Raw genomic sequence first — 14917 nt, 5'->3', positions numbered from 1 at the left:
ATGAAGAATCTGGAGAATAAAAGCTTTATCATCCGCTGCCTGAAAGCGGCTGCATCTCCATCAGGTGTTTGCCGCTATGGGAATACTTTCAGCTGGCTGCAGCTCTCTTTTCTCTTTATGTTTTTAACGGCCTGCTTAATGGCGCCGTTAACGATTTCGTTTGTGAAAATGGATCGCTTCAGCGTTGCATCTTTCATGCCGTCAGCGATTCAAGGGGTTAATGATCAATTTGCTGATCAATTACAGGGTTTACAAATCAGGAACGGAAAACTAATAGGCGGGAAGAGCTCTGAGAGGATTGAAGATGGGCAGAATGTGATGGCAGTCGATATGAAGCATGAATATGATACAAGCGATGAAAATGGGCGATTGAAAGTAACTGGATTTGAAAACGCCATCATATTTCAACCTGATCAACTGGTGATCACCGATCAAAACGAAACGGGGTTTTCTGTTGGCTATGCGAAAATGGACGTTAAGCTCGAGAAACCAAACGTCCATGATGTAGAGGTTTTGATCGATACATTATGGTTGGCACAGTATAAGCCGATGATCATGATGCTGGCATATGCGGTAATCTTTATGATCCAGCTTTTGTTAACGTTTGTTCTTGCAGGTGGCCTCCAGATCACAAAAATATCAAACATGATCTCTATTGCGTCATTCAAGGAAGCAGTATCTACGGCGATTTGCGCCTCGGCACTGCCGGCATTTGCGGCAGCTGCTATCGGCATGGTTCATTTTGATTTGATTACTGTATTGATGATCCATTCGTGTGGCGTTACTTTGATGATTTCTTTTGCATTTAGATATTTGACCAAAACCCGCCGTGATAATGGAAACTTACATTCGGGAGGAAATGATGATAAATCAGCGGTTATTTGAGATTGATGAATGGAAAATCAAAACAAATACATTTAATAAGGAGCATACACGGCTGCTGGAAAGCCTGACGTCTCTTGCCAATGGCTATATGGGGGTCAGAGGAAATTTTGAAGAAGGCTATTCAGGCGACAGTCACCAAGGCACATATATTGCAGGCGTGTGGTTCCCCGACAAAACGCGAGTAGGCTGGTGGAAAAACGGGTATCCAGAATATTTCGGAAAAGTGATCAATGCGATGAACTTTATGGGCATAGGCCTATATGTTGACGGTGAAAAAATCGATCTCCATCAAAACCCAATCGAATCATTTGAGGTAGAACTCAATATGAAAGAGGGGATTCTGCGGCGAAAAGCTGTTGTCCGCATTCAAGATAAAACCGTCAGAATCAGGTCAGAGCGGTTTCTTAGCCTTGCTGTAAAAGAACTCTGTGCGATTCATTATGAAGCGGAGTGCCTGACGGGAGATGCTGTCATTACGCTTGTTCCTTACCTGGATGGAAATGTGGCAAATGAAGATTCTAACTACCAAGAACAGTTTTGGCAGGAGGAAGCGAAAGGTGCTGATTCTCACAGCGGCCATTTAGCGGCAAAAACAATCGAAAATCCATTTGGAACACCGCGCTTCACGGTTTTAGCCGCAATGGCAAACGAGACGGAGGGTTTTGTCAATGAAAGCTTTAAAACGACTGAAATGTATGTCGAGAATCGCTACAGTTATCAAACGAAGGCATCATTGAAAAAGTTTGTGATTGTCACGACTTCACGTGATTTTCGTGAGGAAGAGCTTTTATCGAAAGCCAAGGAGCTTTTGGCGGATGTGGTTGAGTACGGCTATGAAAAAGCAAAACGGAGGCACACTGATCGATGGAAGGAAAGATGGGCAAAAGCGGACATTGAGATTAAAGGAGATGAGGAGCTACAACAAGGAATCCGCTACAATATCTTTCAGTTATTCTCGACATATTACGGGGGCGATGCCCGTTTGAATATCGGGCCGAAAGGATTTACTGGCGAGAAATATGGAGGTGCCGCATATTGGGATACTGAGGCGTACGCCGTTCCGATGTATTTGGCGACAGCCGAGCCGGAGGTGACGAAAAACCTGCTTTTGTATCGCTTTCATCAGTTGGAGGCTGCCAAACGAAACGCTGCAAAATTGGGGATGAAGGGGGCACTTTATCCGATGGTGACGTTCACCGGTGATGAATGCCACAACGAATGGGAAATCACCTTTGAAGAAATTCACCGCAATGGCGCGATCTGTTATGCGATCTACAATTATATCAATTATACAGGCGACCGAGACTATATGGAAGAATACGGGATAGACGTACTTGTGGCAGTCAGCAGATTTTGGGCCGACCGTGTTCACTTCTCGAAACGAAAAAATAAGTATATGATCCATGGCGTCACTGGGCCGAATGAATACGAAAACAACGTTAACAACAATTGGTATACGAATGTCATTGCGGCTTGGACGTTGGAGTATACTCTACAAAGTCTCGAAAGTATCTCAGCGGAGAAACGCCGCCTTCTGGATGTGCAGGAAGAAGAATTGAAAGTCTGGAGAGAAATCATCCAGCACATGTACTATCCGTATAGTGAAGAACTGCAAATTTTCGTTCAGCATGACACGTTCTTGGACAAAGACCTGCAAGCAGTAGATGAATTAGATCCAGCGGAGCGGCCTCTTTATCAGAATTGGTCATGGGACAAGATTCTCCGCTCCAATTTTATTAAGCAGGCAGATGTTCTCCAGGGCATTTATCTTTTTAATGACCGTTTTACAATGGAAGAAAAACGGCGAAACTTTGAATTTTATGAGCCGATGACTGTTCATGAATCAAGCCTATCGCCCTCTGTCCATGCGATTCTCGCAGCCGAACTCAAGCTGGAAAAGAAAGCGCTCGAATTATATAAGCGCACAGCAAGGCTTGATCTTGATAATTACAATCATGATACGGAAGAAGGCTTGCATATTACTTCAATGACGGGGAGCTGGCTGGCAATCGTTCATGGCTTTGCAGGCATGCGCACCGCGAATGAGACGCTGTCATTTGCTCCGTTTTTGCCGAAAGAATGGGACGAATATTCATTCAACATCAATTATCGAAATCGATTAATCAATGTGACGGTTGACGAAAAGCGCGTTATTTTTGAGCTTGTAAAAGGCGAGCCGCTGCACATGAACGTTTATGAGGAACGAGTTGTCCTACAGGGACGATGTGAAAGGAGAACGCCTAATGAGTGAATGGTGGAAAGAAGCTGTCGTTTATCAAATTTACCCGCGCAGTTTTTATGATGCCAATGGAGATGGATTCGGGGATTTGCAAGGTGTGATTCAAAAGCTGGATTACATCAAAAATCTCGGGGCGGATGTCATCTGGCTCTCCCCGGTATTTGATTCCCCGCAGGATGACAACGGATATGATATCAGCGATTACAAAAACATGTACGAAAAGTTTGGGACAAATGAAGATATGTTTCAGCTGATTGATGAAGTCCATAAACGCGGAATGAAAATCGTCATGGATTTGGTCGTGAACCACACGTCGGATGAGCATGCTTGGTTTGCTGAAAGCCGCAAGTCGAAGGACAATCCTCACCGGGATTATTATTTTTGGAAAGATCCTAAATCGGACGGCTCAGAGCCGAATAATTGGGGATCGATCTTTTCAGGCTCAGCGTGGACATACGATGAAGGAACAGGGCAGTATTATTTGCACTACTTTTCGAAAAAACAGCCTGATTTAAATTGGGAAAACGAAGCCGTTCGCCGGGAAGTTTATGATGTAATGAGATTCTGGATGGATAGAGGCGTTGACGGCTGGCGGATGGATGTGATCGGCTCTATTTCTAAATACACCGATTTTCCGGACTACGAAACGGATCACAGCCGCAGCTATATTGTTGGCCGTTATCACTCTAACGGCCCACGTCTTCATGAGTTTATTCAAGAGATGAACAGGGAAGTGCTTTCTCATTACGACTGCATGACAGTCGGAGAGGCAAACGGCTCTGATATTGAAGAGGCGAAAAAGTACACAGATGCAAGCAGGCAAGAGCTGAATATGATCTTTACATTTGAACATATGGATATTGATACAGAACAAAACTCGCCAAATGGGAAATGGCAGATCAAGCCGTTTGATTTGATTGCTTTAAAAAAGACGATGACAAGGTGGCAGACCGGGTTAATGAATGTCGGCTGGAATACCCTGTATTTTGAGAACCATGACCAGCCGAGGGTTATTTCCCGCTGGGGCAATGATGGGAAGCTGCGTAAAGAATGTGCGAAGGCATTTGCAACGGTTCTGCACGGCATGAAAGGAACGCCGTTTATTTACCAGGGAGAAGAAATCGGCATGGTCAACAGCGATATGCCGCTGGAGATGTATGATGATCTTGAAATAAAGAATGCATATCGTGAACTAGTCGTCGAAAACAAAACGATGTCAGAAAAAGAGTTTGTCAAAGCCGTGATGATAAAAGGAAGGGATCATGCGAGAACACCGATGCAGTGGGATGCCGGAAAACATGCGGGATTCACAGCCGGAGACCCGTGGATACCGGTAAATTTCCGCTATCAAGATATCAATGTGAAAGAGTCTTTGGAAGATCAAGATTCGATTTTCTTTTACTATCAGAAGCTCATTCAATTACGAAAGCAATATAAGATTATGATATATGGCGATTATCAGCTGTTGCAGGAGAATGATCCGCAGGTCTTTTCTTACCTTCGAGAATATCGAGGGGAAAAGCTTCTTGTCGTTGTGAATTTATCGGAAGAAAAGGCTCTGTTCGAAGCGCCTCCAGAACTGATTCATGAGCGTTGGAAAGTGCTGATTTCAAACTATCCGCAGGAGCGGGCTGACTTAAAGAGTATTAGCCTCAAACCTTATGAAGCTGTGATGGGCATTAGTATATGAAAGCGGTCATTTTTGATTTAGACGGAGTGATAACAGATACTGCTGAATATCATTTTCTCGCTTGGAAGCACATCGCAGAACAAATCAATATCCCTTTTGACAGAGACATGAATGAAAGGCTAAAAGGAATCAGCAGAGAAGAGTCACTTGAAAGCATATTGATCTTTGGCGGTGCGGAAACAAAGTATACAAATGCGGAGAAACAAGAGCTTATGCATCGGAAAAATCGCGATTATCAAATGCTGATCAGCAAATTGACGCCGGAAGATCTTTTACCGGGGATTGGCAGGCTCCTATGTCAATTGAAAAACGAAAATATAAAAATCGGGTTAGCATCTTCAAGCCGCAATGCTCCTAAGATTTTAAGACGCTTGGCAATTATCGATGATTTTGATGCCATTGTTGATCCGACGGCTCTTGCGAAGGGGAAGCCTGATCCTGACATCTTTTTAACAGCTGCAGCGATGCTCGATGTTTCCCCTGCTGATTGCGCGGCAATAGAAGACGCAGAAGCAGGCATTTCCGCAATCAAATCTGCCGGGATGTTTGCGGTTGGTGTCGGTCAAGGACAGCCGATGCTTGGTGCTGATCTAGTTGTGAGGCAGACGAATGATTTGACACTTGAGCTGTTACATGAGGAATGGGAGCAGTATAGAATAAAAAGTGTTTAAGGGAGTCAATTCTTTGAAATGAAAAAACCTGCAAGAGACGCAGCTCTTGCAGGTTGTGTTATTACTTTTTGTCTTCTGTGTGAGTCAAAATTTTGTCAATCAGGCCGTATTCAAGCGCTTCTTCAGCAGACTTGAAGTTATCACGGTCTGTGTCACGTTCGATCACTTCAAGCGGCTGGCCAGTACGTTCAGCTAGGACTTTGTTTAATTTGTCACGAAGCAAGAGAATGCGTTTCGCAGCAATTTCAATTTCTGTCGCTTGACCTTGCGCACCGCCAAGTGGCTGGTGAATCATGACTTCACTGTTTGGAAGCGCATAGCGTTTGCCTTTTTCGCCGGCTGCAAGCAGGAACGCGCCCATTGACGCAGCCATACCGATACAAATTGTAGATACCTTCGGCTTAATAAACTGCATGGTATCATAGATCGCCATACCGGCTGTAATAGAGCCGCCCGGGCTGTTGATGTAAAGAGAAATTTCTTTTTCAGGGTCTTCTGCTGCTAAGAATAAAAGCTGTGACACGATGGAGTTCGCAACGTTGTCATCAATCGCAGATCCAAGCATGATGATACGATCCTTTAATAGACGAGAATAAATGTCATACGCTCTTTCCCCGCGGTTCGTTTGTTCAATGACTGTAGGTATTAAATTCATAATGCTCCTCCTTCACCTTTTAGGTAAGTATGTAGTTACATGATACATTTTTGGTCAATAAAGGTCAAACAAAAAGCTGGCCTGATATGCAAAGTCGTCTCTTTTTCCCATTTTCCCCAAAAATACAGGGGTTCAAACCATCGTATGTCAGATTGCCAATTAAGATGCTTTGTCTATTTAAAAAACGGCCTCTCGAAATAGAGGGTTGTTATTTGAAAGGAATTATCGTATAATTAGTTGTGCTGACGTTCTCATAACGCAGTCATTCTGCGCTCGTAGCTCAGTTGGATAGAGCGGTGGTTTCCGGTACCACGTCTGTCGGGGGTTCGAATCCCTCCGAGCGCGTCCAATAGAACAACAGGAAAGACAAGGGTTTGGCGATTTGCCGCTCTTGTCTTTTTTGTGTGAAAAAGGGAATTGCATACCTTAGAGTAACATTTCAATTATATTCTTTAGTTTGAACCCTCACTTTCAAAAGAAGAAGTATGAATTGAGTTTTTCATTCATCTTATTAGCTTGTGATTAACAAACCTTTAAAAAAATCCGGTTCTACCCATTGCCTGTATTTATTTTGAGAATCTTCTCTTGGACAAAATTGGATAAGCGAGAATAGTTTTAAAATAAAAATTTATTTGCTTCCCCAGTTCTTCTCTATAAATTGAATTGCAGGCTGTAAGTTGGTTTTGTTCGCAATTTCAATGACAGCGGGAACGACGGCAGGGTCCGTTTTGGAGAAGTTCGGAATCCGCGGATCTAACCGGAAAAAACGATCTCCCAGAAGATTCGCACTGACCATGGATTCATAGTACCCATTACCGCCAGCAATCATCTGAAGAAATGGCAGTAAAGGTTCATTAGGCGACCTGTCCAAAAGGACTCCCCAATTTGGAGGAAGGTTCTTCAGATTTTCGGGACGTATGTTATCTGCACTTACCATTCCCCATCCCCTCGTATCTCTTCTTAACCGAGTCGGGGCTTCACCTGTTCCGATGGACAATACCGCAATTTGATCCAATGGCACGTTGGCTTTACCAACTGCAAACGCGATACTGGCTGTACTAGGGTTCGTTGCTACTACATACCCATCCACATAGTTTTGATAGGCGCGTTGCGTCGCGGGAGCACCGCTGCTCCGCAGTATGACATCACTCACTTTTTCATTTAAATAGGGAGAGCCGGGAAAATTGTGAAATAAGACAGGAGTCCAACGGTCCAGTTTTTGAGAGTATAATTTGAATGATGGGACAACAATTCGTTTTCTTAAATCTATAAGTTGAAGATCTGCTGGGAAAAAATTTCTTACCGCTTTAATAAAACCGGAATAGGGTAATTGTTGGTTGAAAACAGGTCCGCCTGGCCGGGAAATGCTGAATGCGGGTAGGATTTCATCCTCAAAATACTGAAGTGTTTCCCTCGGAGATCTTCCGCTTGCTAATGCAAGGGCAGTAAATGAACCGATTGAATTTCCCGAAAATACATGGGTTCGACTAATTAACTTCGGGTTTTGCCTAGCCAATCTGTTTAATAGTTGTAAACTTAAAGCACCTAAGGTACCGCCGCCGTCAAAGGTCATAATCCGATATTTTGCCAAAGCTGATGTCTCCTTTCTACATACATTCAGTATATGATGATCTAGAGTCTGTTGTATGGATGTATACCTCTGGTACTAAACACTTCTTCATCTCTCTTTTCTTTTGGCCTAAACGAATATTCACTCCGAAAAAAACTGGACACTGCTCCTAAAAACGATAAGAAAAAACGCTTGTTGGAGGATTGGACAGGAAGTTTGCTCAAAATTGTTTGAAAAATGTTTCTCAGCAGACCTCACCGACGAAAAAGGCCTTAGCGTATTATATTTATAGTTCGTAGATCATTTGTCTATGCGATTATCCAGCTCCTGCATATTTTAGTATCTGAATCGAATTTCTTTGGGAGTGAAATAATATATGGGATCAACACAGTTGACAGGGCGTGTAATCTTCAAAGGAGACCCCGGCTATACAGAGGCTATTAAGAATTGGAACCCTTATGTGGATGTCTATCCTCTTGTCTTTGTTTTTGCGCAAAATTCATACGATGTAAGTAATGCCATTAAATGGGCTCGTGAGAATAAAGTGCCCTTACGTGTCAGAAGCGGTCGCCATGCTTTAGATAAGAACCTTTCAGTAGTAAGTGGAGGAATTGTTATTGATGTGAGTGACATGAATAAAGTTTTCTTAGATGAAGAAAACGCTATTGCAACCGTTCAAACTGGTATTCCCGTTGGCCCGCTTGTAAAGGGATTAGCTCGAGACGGTTTTATGGCTCCGTTTGGAGATAGCCCAACAGTTGGAATCGGGGGAATTACGATGGGCGGCGGATTTGGTGTACTCTCACGATCGATTGGCCTTATAAGTGATAACCTTCTCGCGCTGAAAACGGTAGATGCAAAAGGAAGGATTATTCACGCAGATCAATCTCACAATGAGGATTTGCTATGGGCTTCTAGAGGCGGAGGAGGAGGTAACTTTGGATATAATACCCAATATACATTCAAAGTTCATCGTGCCCCTAAAACTGCAACCGTCTTCAATATTATCTGGCCGTGGGAACAATTAGAAACGGTATTTAAAGCTTGGCAGAAATGGGCTCCGTTTGTAGATGAACGATTAGGATGCTACCTTGAAATTTACAGCAAAATAAATGGTTTGTGTCATGCAGAAGGAATTTTCCTCGGTTCGAAAACTGAATTGATTCGATTATTAAAACCTTTATTACATGCGGGAACTCCAACAGAAGCAGATATCAAAACATTATACTATCCAGATGCTATAGATTTCTTAGACCCTGACGAACCCATCCCTGGCAGAAATGATCAGAGTGTTAAATTCTCCTCGGCATGGGGTCATGATTTTTGGTCTGACGAACCCATTTCAATCATGAGAAAATTTTTGGAAGATGCTACTGGAACAGAAGCCAATTTCTTTTTTATCAATTGGGGTGGTGCTATAAGCAGAGTCCCTAAAGACGAAACTGCCTTTTTTTGGCGCCATCCATTATTTTATACGGAATGGACGGCTAGTTGGAAAAATAAATCACAAGAAGATTCAAATCTTGCATCAGTTGAAAGAGTGCGTCAGCTGATGCAACCATATGTAGCAGGTTCATATGTTAATGTTCCAGATCAAAACATTGAAAACTTCGGAAAAGAATATTATGGCGCAAACTTTGCGCGGCTTCGAGAAATAAAGGCGAAATATGACCCCGAAAATGTATTTCGTTTTCCGCAAAGCATCCCGCCATCTCGTTAAAGTTTATTAAAGACAGAATCAATGACTCATACTAAAAAGCACTTGAATGGTTTCCGGTATCTTGTCTGTCGGGGTGCGAATCCCTTCAGTGCGTCCAATCAAACAACAGGAAAGACAATGGTTTGGCAACTTGCCGCTCTTGTCTTTTTTGTTTTGTTTCATTTCATAAATCTTTTCCGCTGAAACATAAATGTTCCTCCGCTTGGGCACGTTATGAAATGTGCAATATTGAATATGGGAGGAGGATGAACATGGGTATTTTAAGCGGAAATCCGCAGGATGAACCGATGCATTACGGTGAGGTATTCGGCTTGTGGAGTTATGTGATGGCGGGCAATAAAATGGTCGGCAATTACCAAATGCTATTGAATCATGTCGGTGATGACGACCTGAAGAAGCTGCTTCGTGAGTCTATTGAGAAATGCCAAGATGAAATCAAACAGGTCAGCACGATCCTGAAAGAAAACGGGGTGGCGCTGCCGCCGGCTTCTCCTGAACCGCCGACAGCAGATCTTAACGACATTCCGCCTGGCGCACGGTTTCTCGATCCGGATGTGGCGGCCTCCGCGGCAGCAGAAAATGCTGCAGGTCTTGTGACATGCAGCAAAATGATGGGGCAATCGATTCGTGAGGATATTGCCATGATGTTTGGGCAATTTCATATGTCGAAAGCGGCAACAGGCGCAAAATACTTAAGGCTGCTAAAAAACAAAGGCTGGCTCATCCCGCCGCCGCTTCATCTTCAAAAACATCACGAAGCTTAATGGCAAAGGCATATACAGCTGTATATGCCTTGATTTTATGAAGATGACGTAAGACGCAGGCCGATGACGCCAGCTAGGATAAGGCAAAGTGAAATCACCTGTGAAAGCTGAAACCGCTCCTTAAACCAGATGAGCCCGACCGCCGAAACACCAATGCTTCCAATGCCAGTCCAGACGGCATATGCAACTCCGGCAGGCAGGACGATCATCGCTTGGGAAAGGCAGTAAAAGGATAAGCCGAATCCAACAGTCATCACAATGATTGGCCATTTTTTTCTTGTTCCGTCTATATATTTCATGGCAATGGCAGCTATAATTTCTTCTATGCCGGCAATCACTAATAAAAACCATGCCATTATTGTTCACCTCCCGGCTGAGATTTGCTTTCTTTCGTAAATAATTTCATTCCTAAAATGCCAGCCAGCAATAAAGCTAAAAAGAACATTTGGGCTGCTGAGAAGGATTCGCCCAGAACAATTCCAGTCAGATATGTTCCGACGGTTCCGATTCCCACAAACACAGTGTACGCCGCGGCCATCGGGATTTTTTGATAAGAGCGGATCAACAGGATAAAGCTGACCGCGATTAAGATAAAAATGATGATCCAATCCAAAAGCGAATCGGCATGTTTGAGGGAAGAGGCCCAAACAACCTCTAAAAGCCCTGCAATAAAAACAAGAACCCAATTCAAATGAAACACCTCTCTATTTTTATGAATGAACGTCAGTCATTTTTAGAACATTAAAAAATGAGCGGTGTTACCCAGTCATTTTTTAAGCAGTACCTAAGCTCCGTTTTAAGAAAGTGAAAATTTCCTTTTTATACACTTCAACATTTTCATCTTGTTCAAATCCGATATAGAATCGTTCCGCAGTATTCTCGACCAAGTTGATAATCGTTCTGGCCGTCCATTTTGAATTGATTCCTTCCGTTACCTCATGGTTTGCAATGGCCTTGTTGATGATTTGTTCAAGCCAGGAATAATAAGGCTGATAGATCGTCTCCCATTTTTCCATGGAGTGGTCGATCGCAAGCCCGGAATAACAGAGGACAATAATATCCTTATGGCGTTCTGTAATGAGAAATGTCTCATCAATTAATATATCTAAAACGGTCCAAAAATCTTCGTCCCCATGCAGCCTACCTTTGATTTGATCAAGTGTATGGGTGAGAAGATTTTCTGCAATGGCCGGTATGAGGGCATTTTTAGATGAAAAATACAAATAGAATGTTCCTTGGGCAGTGCCGGCCTTTTTGACAATATCAGAAATAGAAGCCTTGTCGAGGCCTTTTTCAGAAATGACTTCTATGGCAGCCTGCAGAATTTTTTCATATTTGCCCGATGTTTGTTTTGGCATGAGGAACACCTCCAATAATGACTGACTCTCATTCATTTTATCGCGTGTATGTTTGTTTGTAAAGAATAAAGAAGCAAGAAAACCTCTTGCTTCTTTATTTATCGTAATCAATGGCGGCTTTTGGGAGACCGGTATACTTTGCCCAGTAATAAATCGCAAGTGAGCCGATCGCGACTAAAATGAGGTCGACGGGATTGCTGATAATCCCTAAACCATGTCCGAAAGAACCGATGTAGGAAAAGATCAGCATCATAATATAAAACCCGATAAGCCACCAGGCTGATTTCAGCTGCTGAGCAAGGCTGACATCTTCTTTAGGCGTATATTTGCTGAAACAGAGATAGATCAAAAACATCACGAGTTGTGAACCGAGCAGCCAGGAGACTGTTTTCCATCCTGACCAGTACACGATAAACGCTGTAAATATAAAGGAAAGCGGCCCGATAATGCTCATTCCCTTTAAATAAAACGGCCTGTTTAAGTCCTTCGCGTTGACCCTCAGCGCAGCTGAAGAAATGGGTGCAATCGCATATGAAAGAATGAGCGCGACTGAACAGACATTGACGAGCGCGTTCCACGAAGGAAAGGGAAGTGTCCAGAAAATGGACAGGGCAAACGAAAGCCAAAGCGAAGCGCGGGGTGTCCCCGTATCTTTATTGACCTTTGAGAATATGCCAAATAATGTGCCGTTACGCGCCCAGGCGTAAACAAGGCGGGATGTCGTATTCATAAAGATATTCCCGTTTCCTCCGGGAGACAGAATGGCGTCTAAAATGACAAGCGTTGCAAGCCAGCCTAACCCGAGCATGACCGCAATATCCTTAAACGGCAATGAGAACTCCCGGCCAATTGCCGGCCAGCCATGTTTCAGTGTTTCTGTCGGGATTGCACCAATAAAGGTGACCTGCAAAACAGTATAAATGATGGTTGAAACGATGATGCAAATGATTAAAGCGATCGGGATATTGCGTTTTGGATTTTGGACTTCACCTGCTACAGATACAATCGGATGCAGGCCGAGATACGCAAACATCACGCCGCCTGTCGAGATGGCAGCCTGAATACCTGTAAATCCAAACGGTGCAAATCCTTCAACAGATAAATTCTCCGGCTGAAAATGAAAGATCAGCACAATAATGATGGTAATCGGCACAATATATTTAAAAATCGATATGATGAAATTCGCCTTAGCGAAGGTTTTGACGCTCCAATAATTCAGCAGGAAAAACAAGCATAATAGGGCAAACTGCAAGATCCAGCCGGAAATGGTCGGCGAATCAGACCCTTTAATGGTCAGGCCGGGAAACCAATAGGCCACATACTGGCGCACAGCTGTCACTTCAATTGAAATCAAGCTTGTATAAGCGACAATCGTGACAAACGAAATTAAGTAGCCGACAAGGTGGCCATGTGAATAAACGGGGTATCGAATGATGCCTCCGGTACGGGGCAGAGCGGCTCCGAGCTCCGCATATACAAGCCCGATTAACAAAATAATGGCTCCTCCGAGGATCCAGGAAAAAGCGCCGGAGGGCCCTGCTTTTGAAGCGACATTACTGACAGCGAACAGCCACGCTGATCCAAAGATGGCTCCCATCCCAATCAAAATCAGATCAAACAGCGACATTGATTTTTGAAAATTTCCTTGTTTAGACATTCGCTTCCTCCTTTGAAACCAGCCTTATATTCCTTACAATGCCCAATATGTAACAGAGAATACCGCTCCTAATAAAAAAACAGGGGCAGCCTGCGCCGCCCCTGTTTTTATTCATGAATCGAATCAAAGTGTTTCACTGTTATATTTTTGAAGGAGGCTGTGCCGCCGTCAGAATAAAGGGTAATTCCTTTATCTTCAGGCTTTGGGAAGACTTCATTTGAAAAAACGGTTTTCCCGTCGCCAACAAATACTTCTATCGTTGTTTTATCGACAAGTATTTTCAAATGCACCTTACGTTTGCTTACATCATAAGGAGCTTTGCTTTCGACATAGGTATTGCTTTTGTCAGGCTGATTTGTGGCTGCTCTATTGACATAAGCATAGCCGCCTTCAGCGAAAATACCGACATCAATATGGCGTTTTTGGTCTTCTGATTCTCTGAGCCTGACGCCTGCATTCTTTAGCTCTGACCAAGAAAGGTCCGTATCAAGCTGGTACGTATCACCTGTTATCGACAATGTTTTTGATCCGTTCACATCCTGATCCTCTATTTCGTCAGTTGAAACAGTCAGCTGCTCCAAAGCTTCAATCGGCTGTGAGACGAGGCTGTATGTTCCATCCTGCTCCTTCAGCCGGATTTCGCGTATGACAGAATCTGTGCCGTTAAAGCCGTTCTTCATTGTCGGGGTGTTGTTGGCATAATCCCAATTGTTCATCCAGGCAAGCGCATACCGCTTTTCTAATGGATCTGTGCTTTTGCTGTCTTCGAACGTCACACCGCCATACCAGTCGAAGCCATAGTCAAGCCATTGGGCTTCAGTCTGATCCGCTTTGAATTCTTTTCCGTCGAAGCTTCCGGTCCAGTAGGCGTACGTATTTGGTTTGCCCCACGGTTTGCCATTCGCGCTGGCACCGAGAACCCACTTATTCGTTCCGTCGCTTGCCCGCATCATGTAGAGGTCGGGACATTCCACCATTCCCGTCTGTTCTGGGAAGAATCCGCTTGTGTAATGCCAGTCCTTAAGATTATCGGATTCATAAAAGCCGATTTTTGATCCTTCAGCCATGACCATGACCCATTTGTTATCCTGGTCATCCCATATGACTTTCGGATCTCTGAAATCGTCTGTACCCGGATTAGGCATAACGGGGTTGCCACTGTAGAATTTGAATGATTTTCCTTTGTCTGTGCTGTACCACAAATATTGCTCCTGTTTTTTGTCTTTGGCTGAGGGCTGTGTCACAATCGCGACAAGCGCATTTTTCCCGAAGCCGGCTGTGTTCTCTTTATCCACCACGACGGAACCGGTCCAAATATCACCGTCCGGGTTTGTATATTTCGGAATCGCCACGCCTTCATCTGTCCAGTGCACCAAATCGTCTGAGACGGCATGGCGCCATTCTGTGCCGTTGCCTTTTGGATAATCCCGGTTATATAGATAGAAATAATGATACTTGCCATCAAAATAGATCGGTTTTTGAGGGTCATTTTTCCATTTATCCGGCGTCGTAAAATGATATGCCGCCCGGTAGTCCGGCTTCTGTTTTGATTTTGTTTTTTGGTCATGTCCTTCTTTTGGAAATAAGTCGATAAACAGCAATATTCCTAAAAAGGTTAGGAATACGGTTAGCCATTTGCCTGCTTTTATATAGTTCATATGGGATTCACCTTTATGTTGATAAGAAATAAAAGAAAATGCCAATAGGA

13 protein-coding genes and 1 tRNA gene are annotated in these 14917 nt (G+C 43.6%); 7 read left to right on the top strand and 7 right to left on the bottom strand.

Annotated features, from left to right (window positions below; all coding sequences use genetic code 11):
- The 4 genes from MHI44_RS08070 to pgmB are packed head-to-tail and all read left to right on the top strand — an operon-like array spanning position 1 to position 5485.
- On the top strand, positions 1-885 hold the full coding sequence (locus MHI44_RS08070) for a DUF1189 domain-containing protein (RefSeq protein WP_339203293.1): 885 nt from the start codon (positions 1-3) through the stop codon (positions 883-885).
- The gene (gene mdxK / locus MHI44_RS08065; protein WP_339203528.1) at positions 863-3136 is read left to right on the top strand and encodes a maltose phosphorylase; all 2274 of its coding nucleotides are present in this window, start codon (positions 863-865) and stop codon (positions 3134-3136) included. Before MHI44_RS08070 ends, mdxK begins: the two co-directional genes overlap by 23 nt.
- Entirely contained in the window at positions 3129-4814 is a 1686-nt protein-coding gene (gene malL, locus MHI44_RS08060) for an oligo-1,6-glucosidase (RefSeq protein ID WP_192858031.1), read from the top strand. The genes mdxK and malL overlap by 8 nt, the downstream gene beginning before the upstream one ends.
- On the top strand, positions 4811-5485 hold the full coding sequence (gene pgmB / locus MHI44_RS08055; protein WP_048655002.1) for a beta-phosphoglucomutase: 675 nt from the start codon (positions 4811-4813) through the stop codon (positions 5483-5485). The genes malL and pgmB overlap by 4 nt, the downstream gene beginning before the upstream one ends.
- A 61-nt stretch (positions 5486-5546) precedes the next feature.
- Here pgmB and clpP read toward each other — a convergent pair whose 3' ends face one another.
- Positions 5547-6140: an ATP-dependent Clp endopeptidase proteolytic subunit ClpP gene (gene clpP, locus MHI44_RS08050; protein ID WP_003228214.1), complete on the bottom strand. Its 594-nt coding sequence runs from the start codon at positions 6138-6140 to the stop codon at positions 5547-5549.
- A gap of 269 nt (positions 6141-6409) precedes the next feature.
- Between clpP and MHI44_RS08045 the strand changes: the two genes are divergently transcribed.
- Positions 6410-6485, top strand: a tRNA-Arg gene (locus tag MHI44_RS08045).
- Positions 6486-6768: 283 nt separating this feature from the next.
- Here the strand turns inward: MHI44_RS08045 and cotR are convergent.
- Positions 6769-7731 (bottom strand): sporulation hydrolase CotR, encoded by a 963-nt coding sequence (gene cotR / locus MHI44_RS08040; protein WP_015251166.1) that lies wholly within the window; start codon positions 7729-7731, stop codon positions 6769-6771.
- 355 nt (positions 7732-8086) lie between these two features.
- On the opposite strand from cotR, the gene MHI44_RS08035 reads away from it, so the two are divergent.
- Positions 8087-9430 (top strand): FAD-binding oxidoreductase, encoded by a 1344-nt coding sequence (locus MHI44_RS08035; RefSeq protein ID WP_003228217.1) that lies wholly within the window; start codon positions 8087-8089, stop codon positions 9428-9430.
- A 251-nt stretch (positions 9431-9681) separates the two neighbouring features.
- The gene (locus MHI44_RS08030) at positions 9682-10194 is read left to right on the top strand and encodes a DUF3231 family protein (RefSeq protein ID WP_003243249.1); all 513 of its coding nucleotides are present in this window, start codon (positions 9682-9684) and stop codon (positions 10192-10194) included.
- A gap of 35 nt (positions 10195-10229) precedes the next feature.
- Here the strand turns inward: MHI44_RS08030 and MHI44_RS08025 are convergent, their stop codons facing one another.
- From MHI44_RS08025 to levB, 5 genes are all read right to left on the bottom strand, one after another.
- Complete coding sequence (locus MHI44_RS08025; protein WP_003228222.1) at positions 10230-10550, bottom strand: QacE family quaternary ammonium compound efflux SMR transporter; 321 nt, start codon at positions 10548-10550, stop codon at positions 10230-10232.
- The gene (locus MHI44_RS08020; protein WP_014480966.1) at positions 10550-10885 is read right to left on the bottom strand and encodes an SMR family transporter; all 336 of its coding nucleotides are present in this window, start codon (positions 10883-10885) and stop codon (positions 10550-10552) included. The genes MHI44_RS08025 and MHI44_RS08020 overlap by 1 nt, the downstream gene beginning before the upstream one ends.
- An 82-nt stretch (positions 10886-10967) precedes the next feature.
- Positions 10968-11552, bottom strand: coding sequence for a TetR family transcriptional regulator (locus MHI44_RS08015; protein ID WP_003228226.1), 585 nt, complete (start codon positions 11550-11552; stop codon positions 10968-10970).
- A gap of 94 nt (positions 11553-11646) precedes the next feature.
- Positions 11647-13209 carry an aspartate/proton symporter AspP gene (gene aspP, locus MHI44_RS08010; RefSeq protein WP_015384716.1) on the bottom strand — a complete coding sequence of 521 codons (1563 nt, stop codon included), beginning with the start codon at positions 13207-13209 and terminating at the stop codon, positions 11647-11649.
- Positions 13210-13316: 107 nt separating this feature from the next.
- On the bottom strand, positions 13317-14867 hold the full coding sequence (gene levB / locus MHI44_RS08005; protein ID WP_192858030.1) for a 2,6-beta-fructan 6-levanbiohydrolase: 1551 nt from the start codon (positions 14865-14867) through the stop codon (positions 13317-13319).
- Between the last annotated feature and the right edge of the window lie 50 nt (positions 14868-14917).

Source organism: Bacillus sp. FSL K6-1366, assembly GCF_037976695.1.
GTDB classification, from domain to species: Bacteria; Bacillota; Bacilli; order Bacillales; family Bacillaceae; genus Bacillus; species Bacillus subtilis.
This window is presented reverse-complemented; position numbering and strand designations above follow the sequence as displayed.